This is a genomic window from Actinoplanes sp. G11-F43, assembly GCF_050589265.1.
In the GTDB taxonomy this organism is placed as follows: Bacteria; Actinomycetota; Actinomycetes; order Mycobacteriales; family Micromonosporaceae; genus Actinoplanes.
This window is the reverse complement of sequence record NZ_JBNZCE010000050.1, coordinates 26,015-50,807: the sequence shown is the minus strand read 5'-3', so window position 1 is coordinate 50,807 and position 24,793 is coordinate 26,015. Positions and strand designations below refer to the sequence as shown.

The following is a 24,793-nucleotide window of genomic DNA, read 5'->3' as shown; positions in this document are numbered from 1 at the left end:
ATCACCCGGCAACACCCCGGAAATTTCATTCTCCGAAACGGCCTTTCGCCCGGCACCCCGGGCGGGGAACACTCGCCGCATGCTTGATGCACCAGTAGTGCAAAAAGTTTGGCCGGTCGGCCGCGAATCCGCCCAGGCCGCGATCACCCGCCTGACCTCGGCGGCGGCAGCCGGACGAGGCGGCGCGCTGGTGATCACCGGCGCCCCCGGGGACGGCCGGACCACCCTGCTGCGATGGGCCGCCCGACGCCGGGATTGGGCCGTGCTCAGGGGCAGCGGCTACGAGGACGAGCGGGATCTGCCACACGACGGCCTGCGGACCCTGCTCGCCGGCATCGGCGATCCCTCCAGCCTCCCGGGCTCAACGCCGTGCCGGACGTCGACGGGCGCGAACGGTCCCGACGCGTTTCTGGCCCATCTGCGGACGATCTCCCGCGCCCGCCCGGTCCTCTGCCTGGTCGACGACGCCCACCTGCTGGACCGGGAGTCTTGGCGGACCCTCGTGCACACCGCCCGCCGTATCGGCGGCGACCGTGTCGCGATGGTGCTGTCGTGCCCGGCCGGCGCCGAGCCCGCGGGCATTCCGGCGCACCGGCTGGCCCCGCTGTCCACCGAAGCCTCCCTCGCGCTGCTCACGGCCCGCTGCCCGGACCTGGCCGGCGACGTGGCGGCGACCCTGGCCGAACTCGCCGCGGGCCACCCCGGCGCGCTCACCGGCCTGGCCGGGGCGCTGACCCCGGAACAGCGCCGCGGCTTCGCTCCCCCACCGGAAACCCTGCCGCCGGACAGCCCGCCGCACCGCCGCCTGGTCGCCGAACTGGACGCACTCCCGGCCCGGACACGGCACCTGCTCCAGCTGGCGGCCGCAGCCCCGGACACCTCCCCCAGCACACTGCTGGCAGCAGCCGCCCGCATCCCGCCAGCGGCACAGCCGGCGAGGACACCACCGCGACGGGCACTGTCGGAGAGGGCACGGGAGAAAGCAGAACCGGACGACGCAAGCGCGCCGGGCGTGGAGTCCAGCGGCGAACCCGAGAACCCGGGTGGCGGGGCCGGGCAGTTCGGTGGCGGGCTCGGGGATCTCGCACCGGCTGAACAGACCGGGCTCGTCAGCGTCACCGTGCGCGGGGTGGTGTTTCGGAGTGAACTCGCGCGTGGGGTGGCGTACCGGCAAATGGGTCTCGCCCGGCGCCGGATCGTCCACCTCGCGCTGGCCGCGGTCCTGGACCGCGACGGTGAGCGGGACCGGGCGCTGTCACACCGGGCCGCGGCGGCCACCGGGCCGGACCCGCGGCTCGCGCGGGACTTGGCCGAGGTGGCGGCGGGCGCGGATCCGCTGACGGCGGCGGAGGCTCGGCAGCGGGCGGCGGATCTGGTCACCGGCGCGAGTGAGCGGGCGGATCTGCTGGTCGCGGCGGCGCGGGACTTCTGGCTGGCGGGACGGCCACATCGGGCCGGGCCGCTGATCCGGCGGATTCCGGCGGCGCCCGGGTATGCCCGGGTCCGAGCCCGCGCGCTCATCGCCGAGATGAGCCTGCCGGAGGGGCGGCCGGGTGCCCGGGACGTGCTGTTGGACGTGGCCGCCGAACTCGCCGAATCCGATCCGGGCACCGCGCTGGAGGCCCTCGCTCTCGCCGGTGAGTCCGCCGGTCTATCCGGAGAACGGGAGCGGTACGCGGCGTTGGCCCGCCGGGTGGTCGCCGCGGCCGGCTCCGGCGGCCCGCATAGGTCAGCGGGCTCATCCGGTCCGGGCGGTCCGAACGGGTTGGGCGGGTCGGCCTGTCCAGGCGGGTCGGCTGCCACGGCGCTGATCTCGCATCATGTGGCCGGGCTGGCGGCCATCGCCGACGGGGACGAGCCGGGCGCCTTCGCCCGGTTGCGGGAGGCCGTATCGCTGGCCGACCGGGTCGCCGCACCCGGGCCACTGCTGCGGGCGGCCGTCGCCGGCATCCTGATCGGTGACGGCCGGCGCGCCGCGGCACTCGCCGGCCGGGCCACCGTCCTGGCCCGGGAGCGGGGTGCCGGGGTGCTGGTCCCGCAGGCCCTGGAGTTGGCCGCGCTCGCCGGTTTGGCGTCGGGTGACTACGCCGCCGCGAACGAGGCCGCCCTGGACGGGGCGGCTGCCGCCCGGAGCACCGGGCAGCCCGCGCTGGCCGGCACCCACTTGGCCGTCCTGTCCGTGCTGGCGGCGCTGGTCGGCGATCGGGACTCCACGGTACGCCGGATCGCCCTGGTCGGTGACGGCCCGGCACGACCGTTGTGCGAGTGGGCGCTCGCCCTGCTGGACCTGGTCGACGGCCGCCACCCACCCGCCGCGGAACGTCTGCTGGCGGTGGTCACCGGGCCGCCCGGACCGGGTTCGGCGCTGCTGCGGATCGCGGTGGTCCCCCACCTGCTGGAAGCAGCGAACCCGACCGGAGTGAAGACGGCCTCCGCCCGGGAGGCGGCAACCCGGGCCGCGATGACGGCGGCGTGCGATCTGGAGACAACGTTCCCGGTCGGAGTGCCGGTGAGCCGTCGCCTGCTCGGGAGAACCGCCGGGGCGGTGACGATCGCCCGGGTCGCGGCGGCGTTCGACGTGTGGGCCGGGTGGACCGGACAGCCGGGATGGCTGGCGCTTCGGGATCGGTGCCGGGCACTGCGGTCCGACCACAACGAGGAGGCGGCCGGGCATTTCCAGGCGGCGCTCGGGCATGACGGTGAGGCCGGGTTCCCCCGGGCGCACACCGAACTGCTCTACGGGCGGATGCTGCGACGTGAGCGGCGGCATGTGCGGGCGCGGGCCCATCTGCGGCGGGCCGCGGAGACGTTCCGGGCGCTGGACGCCGGGCCGTGGGCGGCGCAGAGCCTCCGCGAGCTACGGGCCGCGGGGGAACGAACCGGATCAGCCGGCGCCACGCGATCGGCCACCGGACCGGAACGGGTCTCCGCGCTGACCGCCCAACAGGAGCGGATCGCCACCTTGGTGGCCGGTGGTGCCACCAACCGGGAGGTGGCACAGGAACTACACCTCAGTCCACGAACCGTGGATCACCACCTGCGCAACGTCTTCACCCGGCTGGGCGTGCGCTCCCGCACCGAGATGGCCCGGCTGATGACCGACGGGTGATGACGGACGGTCAACCGCTCACGGCTGACGGCGGGGGTGAACGAGGAAGAGAGACGCGGATGAAGGGCGATCGTGAGAGGGCGGGGCAACGTGAGGTCTGCGGCGAATCACACCCCGGAACTAGGATCGGTGGGCATGAGTGTGACAGGGACGCCCGATGCAGCACGGTGAACTGGGCCGGGCGGGCGGGGTCTTCGAGGACGACCGGCTGATCGCGAAGGCCAATCAGGCGCAGCGGGACATGTGGGCTCGGCTGGAGGCACTGCCCCGGACCGACGGATTCTGGGCCGGGACCGATTTGCGCACCACCTGGTCCAAGGTCGACGAATACGCGAAGGAATGCCATCGCGCCGACCCGGCGGACAGCACCGCCCGATGGGCGCGGATCGCCACGACGATGGACGCCTGCCTCTACTCGGCGCTGCCGTTGATCGCCGAGGTGGACGAGGTCACCGGTGAGGTGGTGCTGGATCTGATCGGTGTGGCCGAATGGATCTGGCTGGAGATCGGTGTCCAACCCGTGCACCAGCTCGACGACGCGCTGGCCCTGATCGGCCGGCCGGCACTGGAGCGGCTGGCCGCGCGGGAGGACGGCCCCGAAGCGGAACGGCGGGCCGCGGTGGCCTCCTTGGCGTACTGGGACCGGCGGAGTTTCGATCAGGCGCTCGGCCGCCAGGAGTGGATGGTCTTCCAGATGGCGCTGTGCAACGAGCCGGACAGCTACTGGGACCGGCTGGCCCGGGAGCAGCTGAGGGCCGACCCGGAGTCGGTGACGCTGCTGGACGAGGCGGCCGAGTGGTGGCGGGTTTACCGGGACGACGACTATGCGGAACGGCGGTCCCAGTTGTCCGGGGCGAACTGACGGCGGCGGCAGGCGACCAGGTGACCGGCGAGGATGCCGGGATGTCCGCCGCGCACGCACACGTCGGCGCCCGCGGTCAGGACACCGGAGACCAGTTCGGCGGGGGCCCAGTCGTCGATGAGCGCGACGACCCGGGTGTCGGGTGGCAGCACCGACCGGGCCCGCCGCACGTCGGGCACTGTCGCACCGCTGAGCACCACCAGCTCGCCGGGCCGGATGTCGTCCAGGACGGTGACGAGCCGCAGGTGCCAGCCGCTGGGAAGGTGCCGCGGCAGGCCGGCGATCCGGCTGCGCTGGCCGAGAACGGCGACCACCGGCCCGGCCGCGAGCTCAGCCGGGCCGGAGAGATCGGCCGAGCCGGGGAGGTCGGCCGCGTTGTCAGAAGCGACAGAAGGAGCGGCGGGAGCGACAGAAGGAGCGGCAGCCGCGGGAACGGCAGGAGCGGAGGAAGCGGCAGGAGCGGTGCGGGAGGTCTCGGTGAGCATCATGGGGACCACGATTCGTCCCGGGCCTGTGCGCCACCATGGGCCGACCCTGTGTGTTAGTTGTCAGCGTTCCAGGTGCTCAGGACCGGGTCGATATCGTGTTCGAAGCCGAGAACCGACAGCGTCGCCGTGTCGAGTCTCAGCAGGCCGCCGGCGGACGGGGGCAGGCCGATCCAGCGGGCGCCGGCCACCCGCAGGCAGTGCCCGTGCCCGACCAGGGCCACATCGCCGCCGCTGAGCAGGGTGCGGGCCCGGGACAGCACTCGGTCGAGGCGGGCGCCGGCCTGTTCCGGGGATTCGCCGCCGGGGCAGCCGTCGGTCCACAGCGACCAGCCGGGGCGTTCCGCCCGGATCTCCCGGGTGGTGATGCCCTCGTAGTCGCCGTAGTCCCACTCCGCCAGATCCTCGGTCACCTCGGTCACGGTCAGCCCGGCGAGTTCGGCGGTGTGCCGCGCCCGCTGCCGCGGACTGGTCAGGACGGCGGCGAACTCACGCCCGGCGATCCGCGCACCGATGGCCCGCGCCTGGCGTTCACCCTCCAGGGTCAAAGGCAGATTGGTGTACGAGGTATGCCGCCCGTTCGCACTCCACTCGGTCTGCCCATGCCGAATCAACACGATCTCCGCCATGCCCCCTTTCTACCCGCACCCGCTTTCTCCCCGCACCCGCGGAGCAGGCGCGAGGACACCGAGCCGGAGAACCAGCGCGCGGGGTCAGGAGCGCCGGGTCAGGAGCGCGTGCCCGGCGCCTCGTCGCGGGGCAGGGCGAACGGGGCCCGCTGCTCGTCGCGGGCGGCGATCTGCTCCAGGGCCCGCACATACTGCACACGGGTGATCCCTCCGCTGATCAGCTGGGCGGCGAGAACCCCCTCCAGGCTGGATGGCACCCACGGCTCGGCGCGGGCCGGGCGTGCTGCCGGCTCCGGGCCGCCCCGGTCCCGCACGGTGCCGCGGACCGGCCAGAACGCCAGCGCCGCGGCGATGATCAGTCCCAGGATCGCCACCAGCAGGACCACCATCAAAGCCACCCCCTCTGTGACATCTTCGTCACTCACCGCAATGATCTTCAAGCGATGCCCGAAAAATCCGTTCCGACACACCGGCCTTCCCGATCGCCGTCGGTCACCTCTAAGACGCCGTGAACCCCCGCCTGAGTTGCACCCGCCCGGAAACCCGCCAAGGTCCCGGCGCCACGGGACTTCCCGCCCTGCCTTCCACCCGTCGACCGGCGTCAGATGAGAAGGAGAGACACGGACGCGAGGAGGAGCCATGCGGACCGGAATCGTGGTCGTCGCCACCGACGGCACCGAATCGAGCAGAGCGGCCGTTCGCTGGGCGGCCCGGGAGGCACAGCGGCGCGGGACCACCCTGCGCGTCACCCACGTCATCGACTGGGAGTGGGGTGAGGCCCGGTTCGAGTTCGGCGCCGGACAGTTCGCCTCCGCCCGCAAGACCGCCGAAGGCATCGCGCGCGGCGGGGTGGCTCTGGCCCGGGAGGTCGCCCCGGATCTGCCGGCCGAGATCGACGTGCTGGTCGGCAACCCGGCCGCCCGGTTGATCGCCGAGACCGACGGGGTGGAGCTGCTGGTGCTGGGCAGCCGGGGACGGGGCGGGTTCGCCAGCCTGATGCTCGGCTCGGTGAGCCAGCGGGTGGCGATGCACGCGGACTGCCCGGTCGCGGTGATCCGCGGCCGGGGCGATGTCACCACCGGCCCGGTCGCGGTCGGTTTCGACGAGTCGCCGACCGCTGAGAAGACGCTGCTCACCGCTTTCGAGCAGGCCGCCGCCCGGGGAACCGGGCTGGCTGTGATCCGCACGTACCTGCCGCTTCTGCCGGTCTATCTGGCCGGGGCCTCCGCGGTCGCGGTCGCCACTCCGGAGCAGGACGAGGACGAACGACTGCGCCTGTACGAGCAACTCGCACCGTGGCGGGAGAAGTACCCGGACGTCCCGGTGGAGGCGCTGATCTCCCATGACAGTGCGGCCGCGGTCCTGTCCGGCGTCTCGCATCGCGCGCAGCTGGTGGTCGTCGGCAGCCACGGGCACGGCACGATCGCCGGCACCCTGCTCGGCTCCACCGGCCTCCAGCTGCTGCACCACGCCGACTGCCCGGTGATCCTGGATCGCCACGAATAGGCGGGCGCACGAGGGGAGGCGAACAGGCGGGGGAAGAGGCGCAGCGAACAGCCGCGCGGACGAATCCCTGAAGGCCACGCGACCCCGGCACGCGGAAGGCAGGAAGGCACGGGGAAGGCGAGAAGGGCGAGAATGCCGCCGGAGAAGCGAGAAGAGTGCCGGAGGGGTGGAAAGGGCGCGGGAAGAGCGGAGAAAAGCCTGGACAGCGACGCGTAGAACGCCGCGAACCGGGCAAACCCTCAGCAACCGAGGAGGGGACAATGATGAGCACCGGATACGTGATCGTGGTGGGCGTCGACGGCTCCGACGAGGGCCGCCACGCCCTGGAGTGGGCGGCCGGGCAGGCCACGGCCCGGGGCGGCACCGTCCGTGCGGTGATCGCCTGGTCGTGGGACGGCATGGACTACGGGCCTCTCCCGGCCGACACCGGCGAGGAGGAGGAGCAGCGGGTCTCCCGGGTGGTCCGCGAGCAGGTGCGGGCCGTGCGGACCGATCGCGGGCCGGCGCCGCCGATCTCGGCCGAGGTGGTCGAGGGCAGCCCGGCCGAGGCGCTCACCGCGGCCGCCCGGGACGCGGACATGCTGGTGCTCGGCAGCCACGGACACAGCCGGGTCCGGCACACCGTGCTCGGCTCGGTCAGCGAGTCCTGCATCCGGCTGGCGACCTGCCCGGTGGTGGTCATCCCGGCCCGGGTCCGCGAGCCGGCAACGGTGTAGCGCACGCGGAGCCAACGGTGTAGCGCACGCGGAGCGACAAAGAAGAGCGCGACGAGGCGAACAGGTGCGGGGACGAGCGAAGGCGGGCCCACCGCACCGGTGGGCCCGCCACTCACGGTCCGGCCCCCGGCGAACCGGTGGCCGGCGGCTCCGGTGGGTCCTCCCCGGGCCGCCGGCGCAGCATCCCGACGACCGCACCGGACCTGCGGGTCCCGCGCGGGCGCCCGGGTGGCCGGCGGGAACTCACTGCCGGGGTGTCTCGTGCGGGCGCCGATCCCGGGCCGGCCGCAGCCGGTCGAACAGGCTCTCCATCAACGGCCCGGCCAGGATCAGCACCAGGAGCATCAGAACGATCAAAGTCACGACCACGGCCATGGCGGCACCTCCCGGTTGTCTCCTCCGCGACCATCCTGGCCCGGCGGACCCGGCGCCGATCACGGCCGAAGGTCCCGAATCGACGCGGGTCGACATGTCGGGACCAAAGTCCCGCGACGGCCGGGACCCGGACGGGACCTCGGGAGGCTTTACGGCACGGGTGGTCACACTCCGGCAGGCGAATAGTCATAGGTGAAGACATCGTCTGGAGGAGGACCAGATGGCCACCACCGCCCGTCACCACGTCACCCCGCTCGAGCAGGTCGAAGCTCCGGGCTCGATGCTCACCCACACCGCCGCCCGGGTGCTCGCGGTGCTGCGGATCACCACCGGTTCCGTCTTTCTCTGGGCTTTCCTCGACAAGCTGTTCGGCCTCGGCTACTCGACTCCCGGCGAGCGGGCCTGGATCAACGGCGGATCGCCGACCAAGGGTTTTCTCTCCGGTGTCGAGGTCGGGCCGTTCCAGGACGTCTTCCGCGGCATCGCCGGCGCGCCGTGGGCCGACTGGATGTTCATGCTGGGCCTGCTCGGCGTCGGTGTCGCGCTGATCCTCGGCATCGGCCTGCGGGTCGCGGCCGGCGCCGCCGCCCTGATGATGGCATTGATGTGGATCGCCGAGTGGCCGCTCGCCCGGGAGACCGCCAGTGGTGAGGCGACCCGGTCCAGCAACCCGCTGGTCGACTACCACATCGTCTACGGCATCGCCGGCGTGGTCTTCGCCCTCACCTACGCCGGCCACACCTGGGGACTGGGCCGCTGGTGGGCTTCCCTCCCGATCGTCCAGAAGAACCGCTGGCTGATCTGAACCCTCCCCCACAAGGCCCGGCCGGGACTTCCCGGCCGGGCCGCACGCTATTCGGATTCGGTCAGCACCTCGACCAGCGGACGACGGGGCGTAGCCGCGGCCGGGATCCCGTAGCCGACCCGCAGGACCATTTGAGCCCAGATCCCCCGCCGTACGTCGGTCAGGTACTCCCGCACGGCCGGGATCTCCACCGGCTGGCTGATCGGCGTACTGGCCAGGTTGTGCCAGGTCGCCGCGAGGAGGACCCGTTGCAGTGCCTGCCCCGCCCGTACCCAATCGGCTCGAAGGTCTCCCCGGGTGGCCAGGATCAGCAGGGTGGGGTCCGGCTCGAACCGGCCGGAGGACCGGGCCAGCTGGGGCTGGAGCAGGCCGAAGTCCCGCATCGGCATGGTCTCCAGGGTGTCGCCGGGACCGTAGGCCGACGGCGGCACCCCGTCCCGGCGGACCCGGCGGTGGGTGGTCCACCGGGCCAGTTCGGCCCGGTAGCCGCCACGGGCGCGCAACCGCTGCTCGGCGGCCCGGGACAGCCCGAGGACGGCGTTGCGGGCCACCGGCGGCGGCACCAGGAGCAGGGCGCCCTCCCGGTGCGCGGCGGCGATCAGATCGTCGAGGACCGTGGCCGGCACGGCGGCCCGGGCGAACGGCTGCCGGTTGGTGTGCCGGTGCGGGATCGCCGCGGCCAGCGCCTCGACCGCGGGCGTCGGCGTGCCCGCGCGGCCGGCCCGCACGGTGGCCACCGGGGCCGTCCAGCCCGCGTCGGGGAAGATCTCCGGGACCGGCACGAACCCGGCGCGCATCAGGCTCAGCCGCAGGGTGAACACCGCGGCGCCGACGCTGATCAGCATCTCCCGGCCGTCCGGGTCGAGCACCGCCAGTCTGCGGGCCGGATCCGCGAACACGTCCACCCGGTCGCCGTGGATCCGGAATCGCCAGGGCTGGCTGTTGTGCAGTGACGGGGCGGTGGTCGCGGAGCGTACGCAATCCTCCAGGGTCTTGCGGATGTCGGGCATGGCCCCTCCTCTCCCCTTCACCACAGCCGCACCGCCGGACCCGCGCCAGTGCCGTTGGTCCCCGGCGCCGGTGCTAACGTGGCAGCGCCGATCTCGAACCGCCGTTCATCGACGTGCGTACCCCTGGACAGCCGCAGTCGATCGGTGGACGGAGCCGGAGATGACGAGTCAGACCTCCCCGCTCGAGCAGGCCGGGCCGCTCTGGGGGACGCGCTATCCGCCCCGGTGGATCCTGCCGTTCATCACCGTCACCGGCGCGCTGACGGTGGCCGCCCTGGCGCTCGCCGGGCAGTCCGCGGGGCGCGGTTCGTGGGCCGGCGCCGGGATGTGCCTGGGGTTCGCCGCGCTCTGCGGGCATCTCGCCGGATATGGCGTCTACCTGCGGTGGATCCCGTTGCGGCGCGGCCCGGCGATGCCGGAGAACGACCCTTGCGGTACGGGTTTCGCCTACTCGAAGTGGGCCTACTACTGGTATGTCACGCCGGTGGTCCTGGCCGTCCTCGGGCTGGCCTGGTTCGGGTGGCTGTCGGACAGCGTCCTGCTGGCCGGTGTGGTGCTGGTGTGCTGCCTGGCCGGGGCGGTCCCGGTGGGGATCATGTGCTACCTGGCGCCGGGCCGGCTGACGCTCAGCCCGGACGGGGTGCATCATCGTGGCCTGGCTCTGACCCAGTTCTCACCCTGGACGTCGATCGCCGGTGTCGGCGCGATCGAATCCGGTCAGGAACGCACCATCGTCATCGACGTGGACCCCGGTGACGACGACCGGATCCGGCACTTCCTGCCGAAGGACACGCACCCGCTGCTGCCGGCCATCGTGGTCAGCGACACCTGGCTGCTCACCGATCCGACGCTGGTCCACGAGACGCTCCGGCACTACCTGGACAATCCGGGCGACCGGCACGAACTCGGCACCCGGGCCGCCGTGGACCGGATCCGGCACCGCCGTTTCGGCCGGAGAAGCCCGGCCGGCGGCTGAACCCCAGCGGGAGCGCCGGGCTTCAGAGTCCGAGGTTGTCGGAGATCCAGTCGCGGACGCTGTTGTCGCTGGGCCCCTTGGACCGGACCTCGATGTTGCTGAACCAGGCGTTCACCCGGACCCGGACGATCGGGGTCCCGGGCAGGCGCGGCTTGGCAGCCAGCCGCAGCTCCTCGGAGCTGAGCGCGCTGGTGCCGGAGAGCTCCACCTCGACCCCCTCCGGGACGGTCACCTTGAACTCGCCGAACCAGCAGTTGCCCTCGATCTCGATGACGTCCTCACCGGTCAGGGCGTCCCGCAGATCGAGGTGGGTCTGCCCGAACAGGGTGAAGATGCCCAGCCGGCCGGACTGCAACCGCCACCGTCCGCGCCGCCGGCGCTGGCCGAGGACGGTGACGACCTTCTCCACCGTCCGGGCGGCGCCGACCACCGCGGTCTGCGCGATCCCGTCGGTGGCCCGGGCCAGTTCGGCCTCGTTGGTGGCCGCCCACACCACTCCCACCCGGACGCTGAACTCCTCCAGCGTGATCCGCCCGTCGCCGCACGCCTGCTGCAACAGCTCTGCCACTCGCTCGCGGTCGCCGTCGGAGATCGGCGCCGGTACTGGTAATCCCACGCCGTGACCCTAGTCGCCCGGCGCTACAACCTGAATGCAACCCGGCCCGCAACCGAGCGCGGCAAGAGTGACAGCCATGAGATCACGCATCGCCGCGACCGTCGCCGTGGTAGCCGCCCTCGTCAGTCTGGCCGGTGGTATCGCCGGTCCCCTGTACGCCGCGTTCGGGGCGAGCTGACACACTTGTCAGATCATGACGCTGACCGATCGCCTCCCGGGCTCCAATGAACCTGATGCCGTCTTCGACGCCTTTCAATCGTGGGTCGAGGAGCAGGGCCTGACCCTGTACTCGCATCAGGAGGAGGCGCTGATCGAGATCGCGACCGGCGCGAACGTCATCCTGAACACCCCGACCGGCTCGGGCAAGAGCCTGGTGGCCATCGGCGCGCACTTCGCGGCCCTGGCCGACAACCGGACCACCTTCTACACCGCGCCGATCAAGGCGCTGGTGAGCGAGAAGTTCTTCGCCCTGTGCCAGGTCTTCGGCGCGCAGAACGTGGGCATGCTGACCGGTGACGCCAGCGTCAACGCGGACGCCCCGATCATCTGCTGCACCGCCGAGATCCTGGCGAACCTGGCGCTGCGGGAGGGCGCGGACGCCGACGTCGGCCAGGTGGTGATGGACGAGTTCCACTTCTACGCCGAACCGGACCGGGGCTGGGCCTGGCAGGTGCCGCTGATCGAGCTGCCGCAGGCGCAGTTCATCCTGATGTCGGCGACCCTCGGTGACACCACCCGGTTCAAGGACGATCTGACTCGCCGGACCGGGCGGGAGACCGCCGTCGTCGCCAACGCCGAACGGCCGGTGCCACTGATCTTCGAGTACGCGGTGACGCCCCTGCACGAGACGATCGAGGAACTGCTGGAGACGAAGCAGTCACCGGTCTACATCGTGCACTTCACCCAGATGGCGGCGCTGGAACGGGCGCAGTCGCTGATGAGCATCAACATGTGCACCCGGCAGGAGAAGGACGCGATCGCCGCCGCGATCGGCAACTTCCGGTTCACCGCGGGCTTCGGGCGCACCCTGTCGCGCCTGGTCCGGCACGGTATCGGCGTGCACCACGCGGGCATGCTGCCGAAGTACCGCCGCCTGGTGGAGACCCTGGCCCAGGCCGGCCTGCTGAAGGTGATCTGCGGGACCGACACCCTCGGCGTCGGCATCAACGTGCCGATCCGCACCGTGCTGTTCACCGGCCTGTCGAAATACGACGGGGTGAAGACCCGGCTGCTCAAGGCCCGGGAGTTCCACCAGATCGCGGGGCGGGCCGGGCGGGCCGGGTTCGACACCATCGGCACGGTGATCGTGCAGGCCCCGGAACACGTGATCGACAACGAGCGGGCCCTGGCCAAGGCCGGCGACGACCCGAAGAAACGGCGCAAGGTGGTGCGCAAGAAGCCGCCGGAGGGGCAGATCGGCTGGGGCCGGCCCACCTACGACCGGCTGGTCGAGGCCGACCCGGAGCCGCTGACCTCGTCGTTCCAGGTGTCGCACGCGATGCTGCTGAACGTGATGAACCGGGGCGGCGACCCGTTCCCGGCGATGAAACACCTGCTCACCGAGAACCATGAGGAACGGCCCGCGCAACGCAAGCACATCCGGCGGGCGGTCGGCATCGCCCGGGCGCTGATCGCCGGTGGCGTGATCGAGAAGAGCGCCGAGACCGGCACGTACAAACTGGTCGAGGATCTGCAGTTGGACTTCGCCCTGAACCAGGCGCTGTCCCCGTTCGCGCTGGCCTGCCTGGAACTGCTCGACAGGGAGGCCCCGGAGTACCCCCTGGACGTCGTCTCGGTGATCGAGTCGACCCTGGAGGACCCCCGCCAGATCGTCTCCGAGCAGCGCAAGAAGGCGCGCGGCGAGGCGGTCAACGCGATGAAGGCCGAGGGCATCGAGTACGAGGAGCGGATGCGGCTCCTGGAGGACGTCACCTGGCCGCAGCCGTTGAAGGAACTGCTGGAGGCGGCGTACGAGACGTACCGGCAGGGTCATCCCTGGGTCGCCGACTACGAGCTGAAGCCCAAGTCGGTGGTCCGCGACATGTACGAACGCGCGATGACCTTCACCGAGTACGTCTCCTTCTACGGTCTGTCCCGCTCCGAGGGCCTGGTGCTGCGGTACCTGGCCGACGCCTACCGGGCGCTGCGGCAGACGGTGCCCGAGGACGCCCGTACCGAAGAGCTCACCGACCTGATCGAATGGCTCGGCGAACTGGTCCGGCAGGTCGACTCCAGCCTGCTCGACGAGTGGTCGCGCCTGCAGAACCCGGGCGAGGAGGTCGCCGAGGTCCGCATCGACGACAAGCCGCCCGCCGTCACCCGCAACACCCGGGCCTTCCGGGTGCTGGTCCGCAACGCCATGTTCCGCCGGGTCGAGCTGGCCGCGCTGCGCCGCTGGGACCTGCTCGGCGAGATGGACGCCGAATCCGGCTGGACCTCGGAGCGCTGGCAGAAGGCCATCCAGGACTACTACCAGGAGTACGACACGCTGGGCACCGGCCCGTCCGCGCGTGGCCCGGCGTTCCTGCACATCGACCAGGGCGCCACCGCGTGGACCGTCCGGCAGGTGTTCGAGGACCCGAACGGCGACCACGACTGGGGCATCGAAGCCACCATCGACCTGGCCGCGTCGGACGAGAGCGGATCGGCGGCGATCACCGTGACAGCCGTCGGACCGCACTGACCTTGGGCCCGGCCGACGTCCTGGCGGTACTCGCCGACCTGGCCCCGGCCGGCACCGGCGATCGCGGGCTGGACGTCACCCGGGGCGGGCAGCCGCTGGTCTGGCTCACCGACGCGGAGAAAGCGCCGCGCCGGGCCGAGACGGACCGGCTGGCCGCCCTGGACGCCCTGCACCGCGAAGAGCGGATCCTGCACCGGGGCTGGGGATTCCTGGCCGGTCAGACCGACGTCGACGGGACGTCCCGCAAGATCCGGGCGCCGCTGCTGACCCAGCCGGCCCGTCTGGAACGCACACTCACCGGCTACCGGGTGGTGGCCGCCGGAGACGTGGCGATCACCCCGCTGGTCGGCGACCGGGACCTGGCCGCCGCGCTGGAGTCCGCCCCCGGCCTGGCCACCCCCGGCTGGCTGTCCGCGATCGGCAGCCGGGCCTGGCTGACCTCAGTGGCCGAGGCGACCGGGCTGCCCGTCGACGCGGTCACCGAGGCCACCGCCCGGCTGCCGAAGGACCGCCTCGTCCTCGTCGCCCGGGCCGGCCTGTTCGTGGTCCGCGACGTGTTCGGCGGCGGCCTGCGCGACTCGCTGCTGTCCTGGGCCGCCCGCGACCTGTCCGCGACCGCGCTGGCCGCCCTGTACTCGACCCCCACCAGCGAACGTGCCGCGCTGCGGTCCGCAACACACCACACCGCGGCACACCACCGAGACCACGACGACCGTGCCGCGCTGCGGTCCGCAACGCACCACACCGCGGCACACAACCGGGACCACGACGACCGTGCCGCGCTGCGGTCCGATTCGGGCCGTTACGCGGCACACGAGCCGGTCGTCTCGCCGCTGCCGCTGAGCCCGGCGCAGGAACGGGTCGTCGCCCGGGCCCGCACCGAACCGGTCACCGTGGTCTCCGGCCCGCCCGGCAACGGCAAGAGCCACACCGTGGTGGCGGCGGCGCTGGAGGTCGTCGCGCGCGGCGGTTCGGTCCTGGTCGCCACCCAGTCACCGCATGCCGCCGACGTGCTCGCCGGGCTGCTGGCCCGCTATCCGGGCCCCCGGCCGGTACTGTTCGGCGACACCGGCAGCCGCGACGACCTGGCCACCATGCTGGCGTCCGGCGCCCAGGAGGGCGTCGGGTCCCGGCAGTTGCGCGCCGACCGGCAGGCCGTCGAGCAGACCCTCGCCCGGGTACGGTCGCAGCGCGCCGCCCTGACTGACGTCCTGCACGCCGAACGCCTGGCCGCCGGCCTCGCCGACGTGGAGCCGCTGCTGGCCGCACTGGCCGCGGACGTGCCGGGCGCCTTCGACGACACGACGGATCTCACCGAGGCGGCCCGGCTGCTCGGCCTGCCGCCCGACTGGTCCGCGCCGCTCCGGCCCGAGACGGAACGTTCGTTCTGGTCGGGGCCACTCGACGGCACATCGAGCGGGCGTGACGGCTGGTGGCGGCGGTGGCGGGTCTCGGCCGCCCAGAAGCGGGCCTATCGGATGTTGGGGGCTCGTCCCGGCGTACCCGGGGAACGGGTTGCCGAAGCTCTCACCGCGGCCGTCGCGCAGCGTGCGGCCGCTCGGCTCGCGGTCACCGGTGGCGGGGATCTCGCGGGGCTGTGGGACGGGCTGCACCGGGCTGAGGCCGCGTTGCGGGACGTCGCCGGGACCGCTGTGCGGAACGCCTCGCGCAGTGCGAGACGCTGGGATGGGGACGGGCGCCGGGCCGCCGCCGCGCTGGCGACCGCGTTGCGGGCGGGGCGTAACCGGCGGCGGGAACTGCTCGCCCGGCTGGACGCACCGCCGCTGGTCCGGGCGCTGCCGCTGTGGATCGGTACGGTCGCCGACGTGGAGGATCTGCTGCCCGCCGCGCCTGGGCTGTTCGACCTGGTGGTGATCGACGAGGCCTCGCACGTGGATCAGATCCGGGCGGCTCCGGTGCTGGCCCGGGCGCGGCGGGCGCTGATCGTCGGGGATCCGCGCCAGTTGCGGTTCGTGTCGTTCGTCAGTGATGCGGGAGTCGGAGAGGTGCTGGCCCGGCACGGGGCCGACGACCGGTTGGACGTACGCCGGGTCAGCACCTTCGACCTGGCCGCCTCGGCCGCCCCGGCCACCTGGCTGACCGAGCATTTCCGCAGTGTTCCGCATCTGATCGGGTTCTCCGCGAAGCGCTTCTACGACGACCGGATCGCCGTCATGACCCGCACCCCGGAAGCCGACGCGGCGGCGGCGATCGAGGTCGTCACCGTCGCGCCGGAGACCGATGAGCTGGGTGCCGCGGTGCGTGAGGTGGAGAAGCTGGCCGCGGCGGGATTCCGGAGCATCGGGGTGCTCACCCCGTTCCGGGCGCGGGCCGAGGCGCTGGAGAAGGCCCTGGTGGCGGAGTTCCCGGCGGAGCGGATCGAGGAGCTGGGGCTGCGGGTCGGTACGGTGCACGCCTTCCAGGGCAGTGAGGCCGACGCGGTGGTGGTGTCGCTGGCGCTGTCCGGCGACGATCCCCGGGGGCGCCGCCGGTTCGTCGCGGATCCGCAGCTCTTCAACGTGATGATCACCCGGGCCCGGCGCCGGCTCGTGCTGCTGACCTCGCTCGCCTCGGCCGACGGCCTGGTCGGCGACTATCTGGCCTATGCCACCGCGCCGGCGGGTGCCACCGAACCTGCGGCGTCCGGGCGGGGATGGGCCGGGCGGCTCGCGGTCGAGCTGGAACGCCTCGAGGTGCCGGTCCGGCCGGGATACGCGGTGGGGTCGTGGCGGCTCGACCTGTGCGTGGGGGCGGCCGAGTCGGTGGTGGGTGTGCTGTGTGAGGTGCATCCGGACGGGCCGGCGGCGCATCTGGCCCGGCAGTCCGCCCTGCACCGGGCCGGCTGGCTGCTGGTGGACGCGTTCCCGTCCCGCTGGGGTGGCGATCCGCGCCGGGCCGCCCTGGAGATCAAGGCCAGCGTCAACGCGACTCCCGCGTGGTGAGTTCCGGTGCGGATCGCACCGGAACTCACCACACGGGGTGGCCGGGAGCACGGCGTGCCGCGAGTCGGCTCCGACGGGTGGCCGGGAGCGCGGTGTGCCGCGAGTCGGCTACGAGGGTGGCCTGGGGCGCCGGATTCGCCCGGCGGTCGCCGGGCGGTCCGGTGGGGCGCCCTCCTCGCGGGGACGAGGCGGGGCGGCCCGATTTCCGTGGGGCCGTGGAGCGTACCCCCGCGGGGTGGAGAATCACCGCCTGCCCGGAGTGAGCCGGCGGCCCGGTGGAACGCGGACCTGCGTCAGTTGTCCAGGATGCGGCCTATGTGGGTGACCGCGGGGAGGCGGACGGTGAACGTGGTGCCCATGCCGGGGACGCTGTCGGCGGTGATGTCGCCGCCCTGGTCGGCGATGATCCGGCGGACGATGGTCAGGCCCAGGCCGGAACCGCCGGTGGCGCGCTGGCGGGCCGGGTCGGCGCGCCAGAAACGGTCGAAGACGCGGGAGACCTCGTCGGCGTTCATGCCCACGCCGGTGTCGCGGACGGTGAGGACGGCGTCGGGGCCGTCGCGGGTGACGCGCAGTTCGACGCGGCCGCCGGCGTCGGTGTAGCGGATGGCGTTGCTCATCAGGTTGCCGAGGACCTGCCGCAGGCGGTCCGGGTCGACGCACACCTGGACCGGCTGCGGGGCGTCGACGATCACCTCGATGCCGGCCGCCGCGGCTACCGCACGGTGTACGGTGGCCGCGGTCCCGGTGAGTTCGGACAGGTCCAGGGGCACCGGGTCGTAGCCCAGTTCGCCGGCTTCGGCCAGGGCCAGGACCTGCAGGTCGTCGAGGATGCGCCGTTGCAGCAGGGTCTCCTCGTGCAGGGAGGCGAACAGTTCGGGGGTGGGCTCGATCACCCCGTCGGCGAGCCCTTCCAGGTAGCCGCGCAAGTTGGACAGCGGGGTACGCAGCTCGTGGGCCACGTCGGCGACCAGCCGCCGCTGACGTTCCTCGCTGCGCTGCAGGGCCTCGGCCATGGCGTTGAACGCGCCGGACAGCCGGGCCAGCTCGTCCTGGCCCTTGGTGGGCACCCGCACGTCGAGGCGGCCGGCGGCCAGCTGCAGGGAGGCGCCGGTGAGCAGCCGGACCGGGCGGCTGACCCGGCGGGCGATCCAGGCGGTGCCGATCGCGGCGGCCAGTATCAGGGCGGCGGCGCCGAGCAGGGCCGGCCGTTGCAGCGGGGTGAGTTCGGTGTCCTGCCGGGCGCCGAAGTACACCTCGACGGGCAGGGCCGAGGTGCTGGCCAGCCCCTGCCCGAACGCGAGGTTCAGGCATTTGTCGTAGCCGGCCCAGGACTCGTCGCAGGCGGCGAGCTGGAACCACACCTCGTCGAGCCAGGTGTCGTCGGTCAGGATCCGGTCGAGGCTGACCGCCGCGCAGCGCGGATCCGCGGTGCGGCGCGTCTCGTCCAGGTAGGGCGACGTGGTGAGCACCAGGGCCGGCGCGGTGCCGGTGTTCTTCTCGGCCATGCAGCGCACCGCGGCGAGGGCGGCCCGGTACTGGGTGATCTGGAGCAGGGACATGGTGGCCGCGTCGCCGCCGGTGCGCCTGTCGGTGAGCGCCGTGCCGAACAGGTCGGCGGGCAGGTCGGGCCGGCCCCGGACCGCGCCCCGGCCGCGCTCCCCGGACGGCCGGATGTAGGTGTCGGAGCGTTCGGCGGTGGGCGTCCTGCGCTGCAGGGCGGTGGCGCGCCGGGCGGCGGCGACCACGATCTTCTGGTCCATCGGCGGGGCCGGGTTGATGTCGGCGGGCAGCAGCTGGACCGGCCCGGCGGCGCGGCCCTCCATGTTGTCGGAGTCGGCGAGCACCTCGTCGGCCTCCCGGGTGAGGATCCGGATGTGCAGGCCGGTCCGCTCGGACTGTTCGGCGATGATCCGGTCGATGCCGTTCCACTTGCCGTTGAGCAGCCCGAAGGTGCTGACCGCCTCGACGACCGCGGACTGGTGGCGGTCGCGGGCCTCCTCGGCCCGGGTCAGTTCGTGTTTGGCGAGGCTGAGGGTGAGCCAGGCGGTCGCCCCGATCGCGGTGATCGCGACGACCAGCACCAGCAGGAAGATCCGCAGCCGGAAGCTCACTGTTCGGCCATCCGGTATCCCCGGCCGTAGACGGTCTGCACGTACCGCGGCTCGGCGGGGTTGACCTCGATCTTGCGGCGCAGGTTGACCACGTGGGCGTCGACGGTGCGCTCGGACACCTCGTTCTCGAAACCGAACGTCTTGTCCAGGATCTGCCCGCGGGTGAAGACCCGGCCGGGTTCGCGGGCCAGCAACTCCAGGATGCCGAACTCCTTGGCGGTGAGCCGGACCGGGGCGCCGCCCACCCGTACCTCGAACCGGGGTGCGTCCACCTCGATGTCGCCGACCCGCAGCACGTCGGAGGCCTCGTTGCCGCGGGTCCGGCGCAGCAGGGCGCGGATCCGGGCGGTCAGCTCCCGCGGGCTGACCGGTTTGGCCAGGTAGTCGTCGGCGCCGATGTCCAGGCCGAGCAGCATGTCGTTCTCCGCCGAGCGGGCGGTGACCAGCAGGATCGCCACGTCGGCCAGGGCCGCGTCGGGGTCGGCGCGCAGGATCCGGCAGACGTCCAGGCCGTCCACCTCGGGCATCATCCAGTCCAGCACGAGCAGGTCGGGACGGCGGGCCCGGGTCTGCTCCAGCGCCGCCCGCCCGTCACCCACAGTGAGCACCTGATGACCTTCGCGTTCCAGGTACAGGCGGATCAGCTGGGCGTGCTTGGGATCGTCGTCGGCGACCAGGATACGGGCTGTCACGTTTCGCATTCTGACCCAGCGTGTCCAGCAGGTCGAGAAATGCGAGGAACCGATGAAGATCAGATCCCGGATTCGTGCCGTGCGGGTTCTCGTCAGCTTCCGCACAAGTTCTTCACAGGTCGCTGTCTACGGTCGCCTCCTTCGTTTCTTCAAGGAGGTTCTGCGATGTGCGGCTTGAGCGCTTTCGTCAGCAGCCGGCCCGACGCCGGACCGCTGGACGCCCTTTTCCTGTCGGCTTTCTCCGACGCCCTGGCGAGCCTGCACCACCGCGGTCCGGACGACACGCAGATCGAGACCGGCAACGGGTACGCGTTCGGTTTCAAACGGCTCGCGATCATCGACCGGGAGCACTCGGTGCAGCCGCTCCAGTACGCCGGCCGCTGGACCGTGGTCTTCAACGGCGAGATCTACAACTACCGGGAGCTACGGTCGGCGCTGATCCGCGAGCACAACGCCTCGTTCGCCACCGACGGTGACAGCGAGGTCCTCGCCGCCGCGTTCCACTACTGGGGTGAGGCGGCGCTGCCGCGACTGCGGGGCATGTTCGCGTTCGTCGCGTACGACCACCGCACCGGCACCCTGCACGCGGCCCGCGACGCGTTCGGCATCAAGCCGATGTACGTGCTGGAGACCGCCGACGGCCTGCACCTGGCCAGCGAGCGCAAGGCCCTGGATCCGTTCGCCGCGCCGGCCGGGCCGGGCCTGGACACCGAGGCGGTCGCGCACTACCTGACGTTCCAGTTCGTGCCGGACCCGATCACCCTGCACCGCCACATCCGGCGGCTGCCGCCGGGACACCGCCTGGTCTGGACCGCCGGCGGCGGGGTGCGGCTGCACCGCTGGTTCAAGCCGTCGCTGCGGCCGTTGCGCGTCCAGCCGGAGGCCGCCTACCAGGCGATCCAGGACGCGCTGACCAACAGTGTGCGCAAGCACATGCACGCCGAGGTGCCGGTCGGCACGTTCCTGTCCAGCGGTGTCGACTCGTCGGCGATCGCCGCGCTGGCCGCCCGGGAGAAGCCGGACCTGCACGCGTTCACCGCCGGGTTCGCCGCCCAGGGCTACTCGGAGATCGAGATCGCCCAGGACACCGCCGACCAGCTCGGCATCCGGCTCACCCCGACCGTGGTCACCGACGAGGACGTGCTCACCCACCTGCCGCGGATCATCCAGCTGCTGGACGACCCGGTGGCCGACCCGTCGCTGATCCCGCTGTACTTCCTGGCCGGGACCGCGTCGAAGTTCGTGACGGTGGTGCTGTCCGGGGAGGGCTCCGACGAGCTGTTCGGCGGCTACACCATCTACCGGGAGCCGCTGTCGCTGGGCGGGGTGGAGAAGCTGCCGGCCGGAATGAAACGCGGCCTCAAACACCTGGCCGAGGTGCTGCCCGAGGGCGTGCGCGGCCGGTCGTTCCTGGAACGCGGCACCACCCCGATCGAGCAGCGCTACTACGGCAACGCGCGGATCTTCACGCCGGACGAGAAGGCCCGGCTGATGCGGTTCACCTCACAACCGCACACCACGATCACTTCGCACCTGTACGCCGAAACCGCCGACGTGGACGACGTGGCCTCGATGCAGTACGTCGACCTGCACACCTGGCTGCCCGGCGACATCCTGGTGAAGGCCGACCGGATGTCGATGGCGCACAGCCTGGAACTGCGGGTGCCGTTCCTGGACCAGCAGGTGTACGCGGCCGCCGCCGGGCTGCCCACCGAACTGAAACTGCCGCACGGCTCGCAGGTCACCAAGCACGCCCTGCGCGAGGCGATGAAGGGCATCGTGCCCGAGTCGGTACGGCACGCCCGCAAGCTGGGCTTCCCCACCCCGACCCGGCTGTGGCTGCGCGGCCCGATCGGCGACTGGGTGGACCACCTGCTGGCCACCTCCCAGGCCGACGAGTTCCTGGACCTGGGATATGTGCGGGGCCTGCTGGCCGAGCACCGCGCCGGCGGCCCGGACCGGTCCCGCAAGGTGTGGACGGTGGCCATGTTCTGCCTGTGGCACGCGATCACGGTGGAGAAGTCGATCGTGGTGGCTCCGCCGGTGACGGCACCCCGCGGCCCGCTCGTCGCCGGAGTTGCGTCATGATCGGCGGGTGACCGGTTCGCGGAACATCCCGGATTCGCGGGACATCCTGGACGCGGCGGCCGCCGACCCGCGGTCGCCCGCCTGGGACGTCGTCTGGAACGACACCTGCGACCAGGGGTACGCCACCGAGGGCAGCGAACGCCTCCTGCCCTGGCTGGCCCGGGTCTGCGCGGACTTCACCCCGGCCGAACGGGAACGCCCGCTGGTGCTGGCCGGATTCCTGGCCCTGGACGCCACCGACCGGATCCACCGCTCCGACGAGATCACCGCACTGCGCCTGCTCGCCCGCGAGTCGCTGGAGGCCGGGGCCTCGGACGCCCGGATGTACGTCTACCTCCAGCAGGCGGTCCTCGGCCTGGACGGCGACCAGACCTGGGGCCGGGCCCTGGACCTGGTCAACGACGGCGAGGCGGACGTGACCTGCCCGGCCTGCGACACCGAGACGCTGGTCTCGCTGGACCCGTCCGACTCGCCGGTGACGGCCGCCCTCGACCATCCGCTGGCGGCCCGGTTGCACGAGCAGGCGGTGGCCGCCGGGTTCCCGGAGGTGGCGGCGTCGGTGGCGCTGCTGTTCGGCCGGATGGACTGCCCGTCGTGTGGCGACACCTTCGATGTGCACAGTGGGTTGTGATAGAAACTGCGCACGACCGGTCAAGGTCCGGATTACGGTACGGGCAACGGCCTCACGCCGACGGAGAGTTGGGTGATCTCACGCCGCCCGGCACGGATCCTGACCGGTCTCCCATGCACCGAGTTATGAGGATTTATACGGTGGGGCCACGCCCCATCCCCAGTGCGGCACCGGGGCCTCGGCCGGCGGGTCCGCCCCCGGCTGGGAGTTGGCCAGGGCCAGCCGGGTGCCCCACTCGATGTAGCTCACGAACGCCGCCCGGAACTCCGGATCCCCCGGCAGCCCGGCCTCGTCGGCGGCATCCAGCAACAGGCTCACCCAGCGGCGCCGCTGCGGCTCGGTGATCGCCAGACCCAGATGGTGGCCGAGCATGTGCGGGTAGCCGCCGCGCTCGGCGGTGTAGCGCTCCGGCCCACCGAACACCTCGGCCAGCCACATCGCCACAAACCGCGGATGCCCCGGATCCATCCCGGCGAACAGCGGCCCGACCAGATCATCATCGGCGACCTTGGCGTAGAACAGTGCGGTCAGCCGCTCGAACGCCGCGGTGCCGCCGGCCCATTCGTACAGTGTCGGCTCGTTCATGCCGTCCAACATAGACGAAGATACGGCGTAATCATGTAATCAATTTTCCCGGCGATGAGTTTTCCGGCCGGCGGTGGTCTCACCTCACATGGCGGTACTCCTGATCGGGCCGGACCTGCGGCGGGCCGGCATCCCCGAACTGTGCGCGCGGCTCACCGGCCTGCTCGGCGACTGCCCGGACGGCGAGACGGTGAGCTGCGACGTGAGCACGGCCCCGGCCGACATCGTGACCGTGGAGGCGCTGGCCCGGCTGCGGCTGACCGCCCGCCGCCACGGCCGCCGCCTGTCGATCCACCACGCCGGCCCGGCCCTGCGCGAACTGATCATCATGCTCGGCCTGGACGGCCCCCTCACCGCCGATCCCCCACCCTGAACCCCGCGTGGAACTTTCCGGCCCAAAACGCACCAGAAAACGGCACACGACAGACCCGCCGACCCCGAGTGGAACTTTCCGGGGCGGAACGCACCAGAAAACGGCACACGACAGGCCCGATCACTCCGCGTGGAACATTCCGGGGCGCAACGCACCGGAACGCGGCACACGACAGGCCCGATCACTCCGCGTGGAACATTCCGGGGCGCAACGCACCGGAACACGGCACACGACAGGCCCACCCACCCCGCGTGGAACGTTTCGGGGCGGAACGCGCCGGAACGCGGCACGCGGCAGGCCCGCTCACCCCGCGTGGAACGTTTCGGGGTGGAGCGCGCCGGAACGCGGCACGCGGTCGGCCCGCCTGGGGTGGAGTGCGCCGGAACGTGGCAGGTGGTCGGGGCCCGGGGCGGTGAGTGGCGCATTCGCCCGGCGGCCGCGGGGCGGTCCGGGGTGGCGCCCGCGTCGCGTGGACCGGACGGGACTACCCGATCGTGGTGGAGCCGTGCGGCGTACTGGAAAGGGGTCTGAATGGGGTTGTTCTCGTTTCTACCGGAGCCGGTCCGGGAGGTTGAACAGTGGGAACAGGTGATCGGTGTCCAGGAAGTTGTTGATCGCGGCGATGCGGCCGTCGGTGATCTCCAGGAGGACCAGGGACCACGGGGTGTGGCCGTCGCCGTCGGGGGACGGGCGGTACTGGGCGAAAGCGGGCAGCCCGTTGGCGATCGTGGGGATCAGGCGGGAGCCTCGGCAGCCGCTGCCGGTGCCGGTCATCCACGCGGTGATGTGGGACGGGCCGCGCAGCCACAGGGCCAGCGGCGGCATCGACAACGTGGCGTCCTCGTGCAGCAGGGCGGTGAGCGCGCCCAGGTCGTACGCCTCGAACGCCGTCACATAGCGGGCCAGCAGTTCCCGCTGGCCGGCGTCCAGTGGCTGGTAGGCGTCGGCCGCTGACGGGGTGGCGGCGGTCAGGGTGGCGCGGGCCCGCTGCAGGGCGCTGTTCACGCCGGCGACCGAGGTGTCCAGCAGGTCGGCGGTCTCCTGCGCCGACCAGGCCAGTACTTCCCGCAGGATGAGCACCGCGCGCTGGCGGGCGGGCAGGCGCTGGAGCGCGGCGACGAAGGCGAGCCGGATCGTTTCGCGTTCGGCGATCAGGTGGGCCGGGTCGGCGGCTTCCGGCAGGATCTTCTCGTCGGGTATCGGGCCGACCCAGATCTGTTCGGGGTGGCCGGCGCCGGGATGGGTGGCGTGGCCGTCGCCGGCGGGTCCGAGGTCCATCGGGCGGATGCGGCGCTGGGCGGCGTCGGCCATGGTCAGGCACACGTTGGTGGCGATCCGGTAGAGCCAGGAGCGCAGGGAGGAGCGGCCTTCGAACGCTGCGTGACCCCGCCACGCCCGGATCATGGTTTCCTGGACGGCGTCTTCGGCCTCGAACGCCGAGCCCATCATCCGGTAGCAGTAGCCGATCAGCTCGGGGCGGTATCGCTCCAGCTCGATTTCGATGGCTTGGCTCACCCGACGCAATCTAATCGAGAAATCACCGATGAGTCGCGCCGGCTGTGCTGGTCTACCCCTGAGGAGCACACGATGAGGGGG

At 72.2% G+C, this 24,793-nt stretch carries 21 protein-coding genes; 11 read left to right on the top strand and 10 right to left on the bottom strand.

Annotation, left to right across the window (positions count from 1 at the left end; translation table 11 throughout):
* Window positions 1-97 precede the first annotated feature (97 nt).
* Both ACQ0O7_RS40460 and ACQ0O7_RS40455 read left to right on the top strand, forming a co-directional pair.
* Window positions 98-3,109, top strand: coding sequence for a LuxR C-terminal-related transcriptional regulator (locus ACQ0O7_RS40460; RefSeq protein ID WP_430790918.1), 3,012 nt, complete (start codon window positions 98-100; stop codon window positions 3,107-3,109).
* 157 nt (window positions 3,110-3,266) lie between these two features.
* Window positions 3,267-3,971 carry a hypothetical protein gene (locus tag ACQ0O7_RS40455; protein ID WP_430790916.1) on the top strand — a complete coding sequence of 235 codons (705 nt, stop codon included), beginning with the start codon at window positions 3,267-3,269 and terminating at the stop codon, window positions 3,969-3,971.
* Here ACQ0O7_RS40455 and ACQ0O7_RS40450 read toward each other — a convergent pair.
* The 3 genes from ACQ0O7_RS40450 to ACQ0O7_RS40440 form a co-directional block, all read right to left on the bottom strand.
* A complete protein-coding gene (locus ACQ0O7_RS40450) occupies window positions 3,932-4,459 on the bottom strand; it encodes a hypothetical protein (RefSeq protein ID WP_430790914.1) in 528 nt (175 codons plus the stop codon). The two genes, ACQ0O7_RS40455 and ACQ0O7_RS40450, sit on opposite strands and share 40 nt — an antisense overlap.
* Before the next feature lie 53 nt (window positions 4,460-4,512).
* Entirely contained in the window at window positions 4,513-5,085 is a 573-nt protein-coding gene (locus ACQ0O7_RS40445; RefSeq protein ID WP_430790912.1) for a histidine phosphatase family protein, read from the bottom strand.
* Window positions 5,086-5,183: 98 nt separating this feature from the next.
* The gene (locus ACQ0O7_RS40440; protein ID WP_430790910.1) at window positions 5,184-5,474 is read right to left on the bottom strand and encodes a hypothetical protein; all 291 of its coding nucleotides are present in this window, start codon (window positions 5,472-5,474) and stop codon (window positions 5,184-5,186) included.
* Window positions 5,475-5,724: 250 nt separating this feature from the next.
* Here ACQ0O7_RS40440 and ACQ0O7_RS40435 point away from each other — a divergent pair, with 250 nt between their 5' ends.
* Window positions 5,725-6,591 carry a universal stress protein gene (locus ACQ0O7_RS40435; RefSeq protein WP_430790908.1) on the top strand — a complete coding sequence of 289 codons (867 nt, stop codon included), beginning with the start codon at window positions 5,725-5,727 and terminating at the stop codon, window positions 6,589-6,591.
* A 260-nt stretch (window positions 6,592-6,851) separates the two neighbouring features.
* The gene (locus tag ACQ0O7_RS40430; RefSeq protein ID WP_430790906.1) at window positions 6,852-7,307 is read left to right on the top strand and encodes a universal stress protein; all 456 of its coding nucleotides are present in this window, start codon (window positions 6,852-6,854) and stop codon (window positions 7,305-7,307) included.
* Window positions 7,308-7,550: 243 nt separating this feature from the next.
* On the opposite strand, the gene ACQ0O7_RS40425 is transcribed toward ACQ0O7_RS40430, so the two are convergent.
* Window positions 7,551-7,682, bottom strand: a complete 132-nt coding sequence (locus ACQ0O7_RS40425) for a hypothetical protein (RefSeq protein ID WP_430790904.1) — start codon at window positions 7,680-7,682, stop codon at window positions 7,551-7,553.
* 220 nt (window positions 7,683-7,902) lie between these two features.
* Between ACQ0O7_RS40425 and ACQ0O7_RS40420 the strand changes: the two genes are divergently transcribed.
* On the top strand, window positions 7,903-8,487 hold the full coding sequence (locus tag ACQ0O7_RS40420) for a DoxX family membrane protein (protein WP_430790902.1): 585 nt from the start codon (window positions 7,903-7,905) through the stop codon (window positions 8,485-8,487).
* Between the two features lie 47 nt (window positions 8,488-8,534).
* Here ACQ0O7_RS40420 and ACQ0O7_RS40415 read toward each other — a convergent pair whose 3' ends face one another.
* The gene (locus ACQ0O7_RS40415; protein ID WP_430790900.1) at window positions 8,535-9,497 is read right to left on the bottom strand and encodes an Acg family FMN-binding oxidoreductase; all 963 of its coding nucleotides are present in this window, start codon (window positions 9,495-9,497) and stop codon (window positions 8,535-8,537) included.
* Window positions 9,498-9,657: 160 nt separating this feature from the next.
* Between ACQ0O7_RS40415 and ACQ0O7_RS40410 the strand changes: the two genes are divergently transcribed.
* On the top strand, window positions 9,658-10,473 hold the full coding sequence (locus ACQ0O7_RS40410) for a hypothetical protein (protein WP_430790898.1): 816 nt from the start codon (window positions 9,658-9,660) through the stop codon (window positions 10,471-10,473).
* A 22-nt stretch (window positions 10,474-10,495) separates the two neighbouring features.
* On the opposite strand, the gene ACQ0O7_RS40405 is transcribed toward ACQ0O7_RS40410, so the two are convergent.
* A complete protein-coding gene (locus ACQ0O7_RS40405; RefSeq protein ID WP_430790896.1) occupies window positions 10,496-11,089 on the bottom strand; it encodes a DUF1707 SHOCT-like domain-containing protein in 594 nt (197 codons plus the stop codon).
* A 193-nt stretch (window positions 11,090-11,282) separates the two neighbouring features.
* Between ACQ0O7_RS40405 and ACQ0O7_RS40400 the strand changes: the two genes are divergently transcribed.
* Window positions 11,283-13,772 carry a DEAD/DEAH box helicase gene (locus ACQ0O7_RS40400; RefSeq protein ID WP_430790894.1) on the top strand — a complete coding sequence of 830 codons (2,490 nt, stop codon included), beginning with the start codon at window positions 11,283-11,285 and terminating at the stop codon, window positions 13,770-13,772.
* 2 nt (window positions 13,773-13,774) lie between these two features.
* A complete protein-coding gene (locus ACQ0O7_RS40395) occupies window positions 13,775-16,714 on the top strand; it encodes a DEAD/DEAH box helicase (protein ID WP_430790892.1) in 2,940 nt (979 codons plus the stop codon).
* A 293-nt stretch (window positions 16,715-17,007) separates the two neighbouring features.
* On the opposite strand, the gene ACQ0O7_RS40390 is transcribed toward ACQ0O7_RS40395, so the two are convergent.
* Window positions 17,008-18,828, bottom strand: a complete 1,821-nt coding sequence (locus tag ACQ0O7_RS40390) for a sensor histidine kinase (RefSeq protein ID WP_430790890.1) — start codon at window positions 18,826-18,828, stop codon at window positions 17,008-17,010.
* Window positions 18,825-19,529, bottom strand: coding sequence for a response regulator transcription factor (locus tag ACQ0O7_RS40385; protein ID WP_430790888.1), 705 nt, complete (start codon window positions 19,527-19,529; stop codon window positions 18,825-18,827). The genes ACQ0O7_RS40390 and ACQ0O7_RS40385 overlap by 4 nt, the downstream gene beginning before the upstream one ends.
* Before the next feature lie 156 nt (window positions 19,530-19,685).
* Here ACQ0O7_RS40385 and asnB point away from each other — a divergent pair, with 156 nt between their 5' ends.
* Together asnB and ACQ0O7_RS40375 are read left to right on the top strand one after the other, a co-directional pair.
* Window positions 19,686-21,608 carry an asparagine synthase (glutamine-hydrolyzing) gene (asnB, locus tag ACQ0O7_RS40380; protein ID WP_430790886.1) on the top strand — a complete coding sequence of 641 codons (1,923 nt, stop codon included), beginning with the start codon at window positions 19,686-19,688 and terminating at the stop codon, window positions 21,606-21,608.
* Window positions 21,609-21,615: 7 nt separating this feature from the next.
* On the top strand, window positions 21,616-22,239 hold the full coding sequence (locus ACQ0O7_RS40375) for a hypothetical protein (RefSeq protein WP_430790884.1): 624 nt from the start codon (window positions 21,616-21,618) through the stop codon (window positions 22,237-22,239).
* A gap of 123 nt (window positions 22,240-22,362) precedes the next feature.
* Here the strand turns inward: ACQ0O7_RS40375 and ACQ0O7_RS40370 are convergent, their stop codons facing one another.
* Window positions 22,363-22,824 (bottom strand): group II truncated hemoglobin, encoded by a 462-nt coding sequence (locus tag ACQ0O7_RS40370; protein ID WP_430790882.1) that lies wholly within the window; start codon window positions 22,822-22,824, stop codon window positions 22,363-22,365.
* Between the two features lie 88 nt (window positions 22,825-22,912).
* On the opposite strand from ACQ0O7_RS40370, the gene ACQ0O7_RS40365 reads away from it, so the two are divergent.
* On the top strand, window positions 22,913-23,197 hold the full coding sequence (locus ACQ0O7_RS40365; protein WP_430790880.1) for an STAS domain-containing protein: 285 nt from the start codon (window positions 22,913-22,915) through the stop codon (window positions 23,195-23,197).
* 549 nt (window positions 23,198-23,746) lie between these two features.
* Here ACQ0O7_RS40365 and ACQ0O7_RS40360 read toward each other — a convergent pair.
* Window positions 23,747-24,712, bottom strand: a complete 966-nt coding sequence (locus ACQ0O7_RS40360; protein ID WP_430790878.1) for a sigma-70 family RNA polymerase sigma factor — start codon at window positions 24,710-24,712, stop codon at window positions 23,747-23,749.
* Between the last annotated feature and the right edge of the window lie 81 nt (window positions 24,713-24,793).

What these genes read in the sequence shown, in the direction of transcription:
- ACQ0O7_RS40455 (WP_430790916.1), top strand. Translation starts at nt 3,267, where the DNA reads ATGCAGCACGGTGAACTGGGCCGGGCGGGCGGGGTCTTCGAGGACGAC.
- ACQ0O7_RS40450 (WP_430790914.1), bottom strand. Translation starts at nt 4,459, where the DNA reads ATGATGCTCACCGAGACCTCCCGCACCGCTCCTGCCGCTTCCTCCGCT.
- ACQ0O7_RS40445 (WP_430790912.1), bottom strand. Translation starts at nt 5,085, where the DNA reads ATGGCGGAGATCGTGTTGATTCGGCATGGGCAGACCGAGTGGAGTGCG.
- ACQ0O7_RS40440 (WP_430790910.1), bottom strand. Translation starts at nt 5,474, where the DNA reads ATGGTGGTCCTGCTGGTGGCGATCCTGGGACTGATCATCGCCGCGGCG.
- ACQ0O7_RS40435 (WP_430790908.1), top strand. Translation starts at nt 5,725, where the DNA reads ATGCGGACCGGAATCGTGGTCGTCGCCACCGACGGCACCGAATCGAGC.
- ACQ0O7_RS40430 (WP_430790906.1), top strand. Translation starts at nt 6,852, where the DNA reads ATGATGAGCACCGGATACGTGATCGTGGTGGGCGTCGACGGCTCCGAC.
- ACQ0O7_RS40425 (WP_430790904.1), bottom strand. Translation starts at nt 7,682, where the DNA reads ATGGCCGTGGTCGTGACTTTGATCGTTCTGATGCTCCTGGTGCTGATC.
- ACQ0O7_RS40420 (WP_430790902.1), top strand. Translation starts at nt 7,903, where the DNA reads ATGGCCACCACCGCCCGTCACCACGTCACCCCGCTCGAGCAGGTCGAA.
- ACQ0O7_RS40415 (WP_430790900.1), bottom strand. Translation starts at nt 9,497, where the DNA reads ATGCCCGACATCCGCAAGACCCTGGAGGATTGCGTACGCTCCGCGACC.
- ACQ0O7_RS40410 (WP_430790898.1), top strand. Translation starts at nt 9,658, where the DNA reads ATGACGAGTCAGACCTCCCCGCTCGAGCAGGCCGGGCCGCTCTGGGGG.
- ACQ0O7_RS40400 (WP_430790894.1), top strand. Translation starts at nt 11,283, where the DNA reads ATGACGCTGACCGATCGCCTCCCGGGCTCCAATGAACCTGATGCCGTC.
- ACQ0O7_RS40385 (WP_430790888.1), bottom strand. Translation starts at nt 19,529, where the DNA reads ATGCGAAACGTGACAGCCCGTATCCTGGTCGCCGACGACGATCCCAAG.
- asnB (WP_430790886.1), top strand. Translation starts at nt 19,686, where the DNA reads ATGTGCGGCTTGAGCGCTTTCGTCAGCAGCCGGCCCGACGCCGGACCG.
- ACQ0O7_RS40370 (WP_430790882.1), bottom strand. Translation starts at nt 22,824, where the DNA reads ATGAACGAGCCGACACTGTACGAATGGGCCGGCGGCACCGCGGCGTTC.
- ACQ0O7_RS40365 (WP_430790880.1), top strand. Translation starts at nt 22,913, where the DNA reads ATGGCGGTACTCCTGATCGGGCCGGACCTGCGGCGGGCCGGCATCCCC.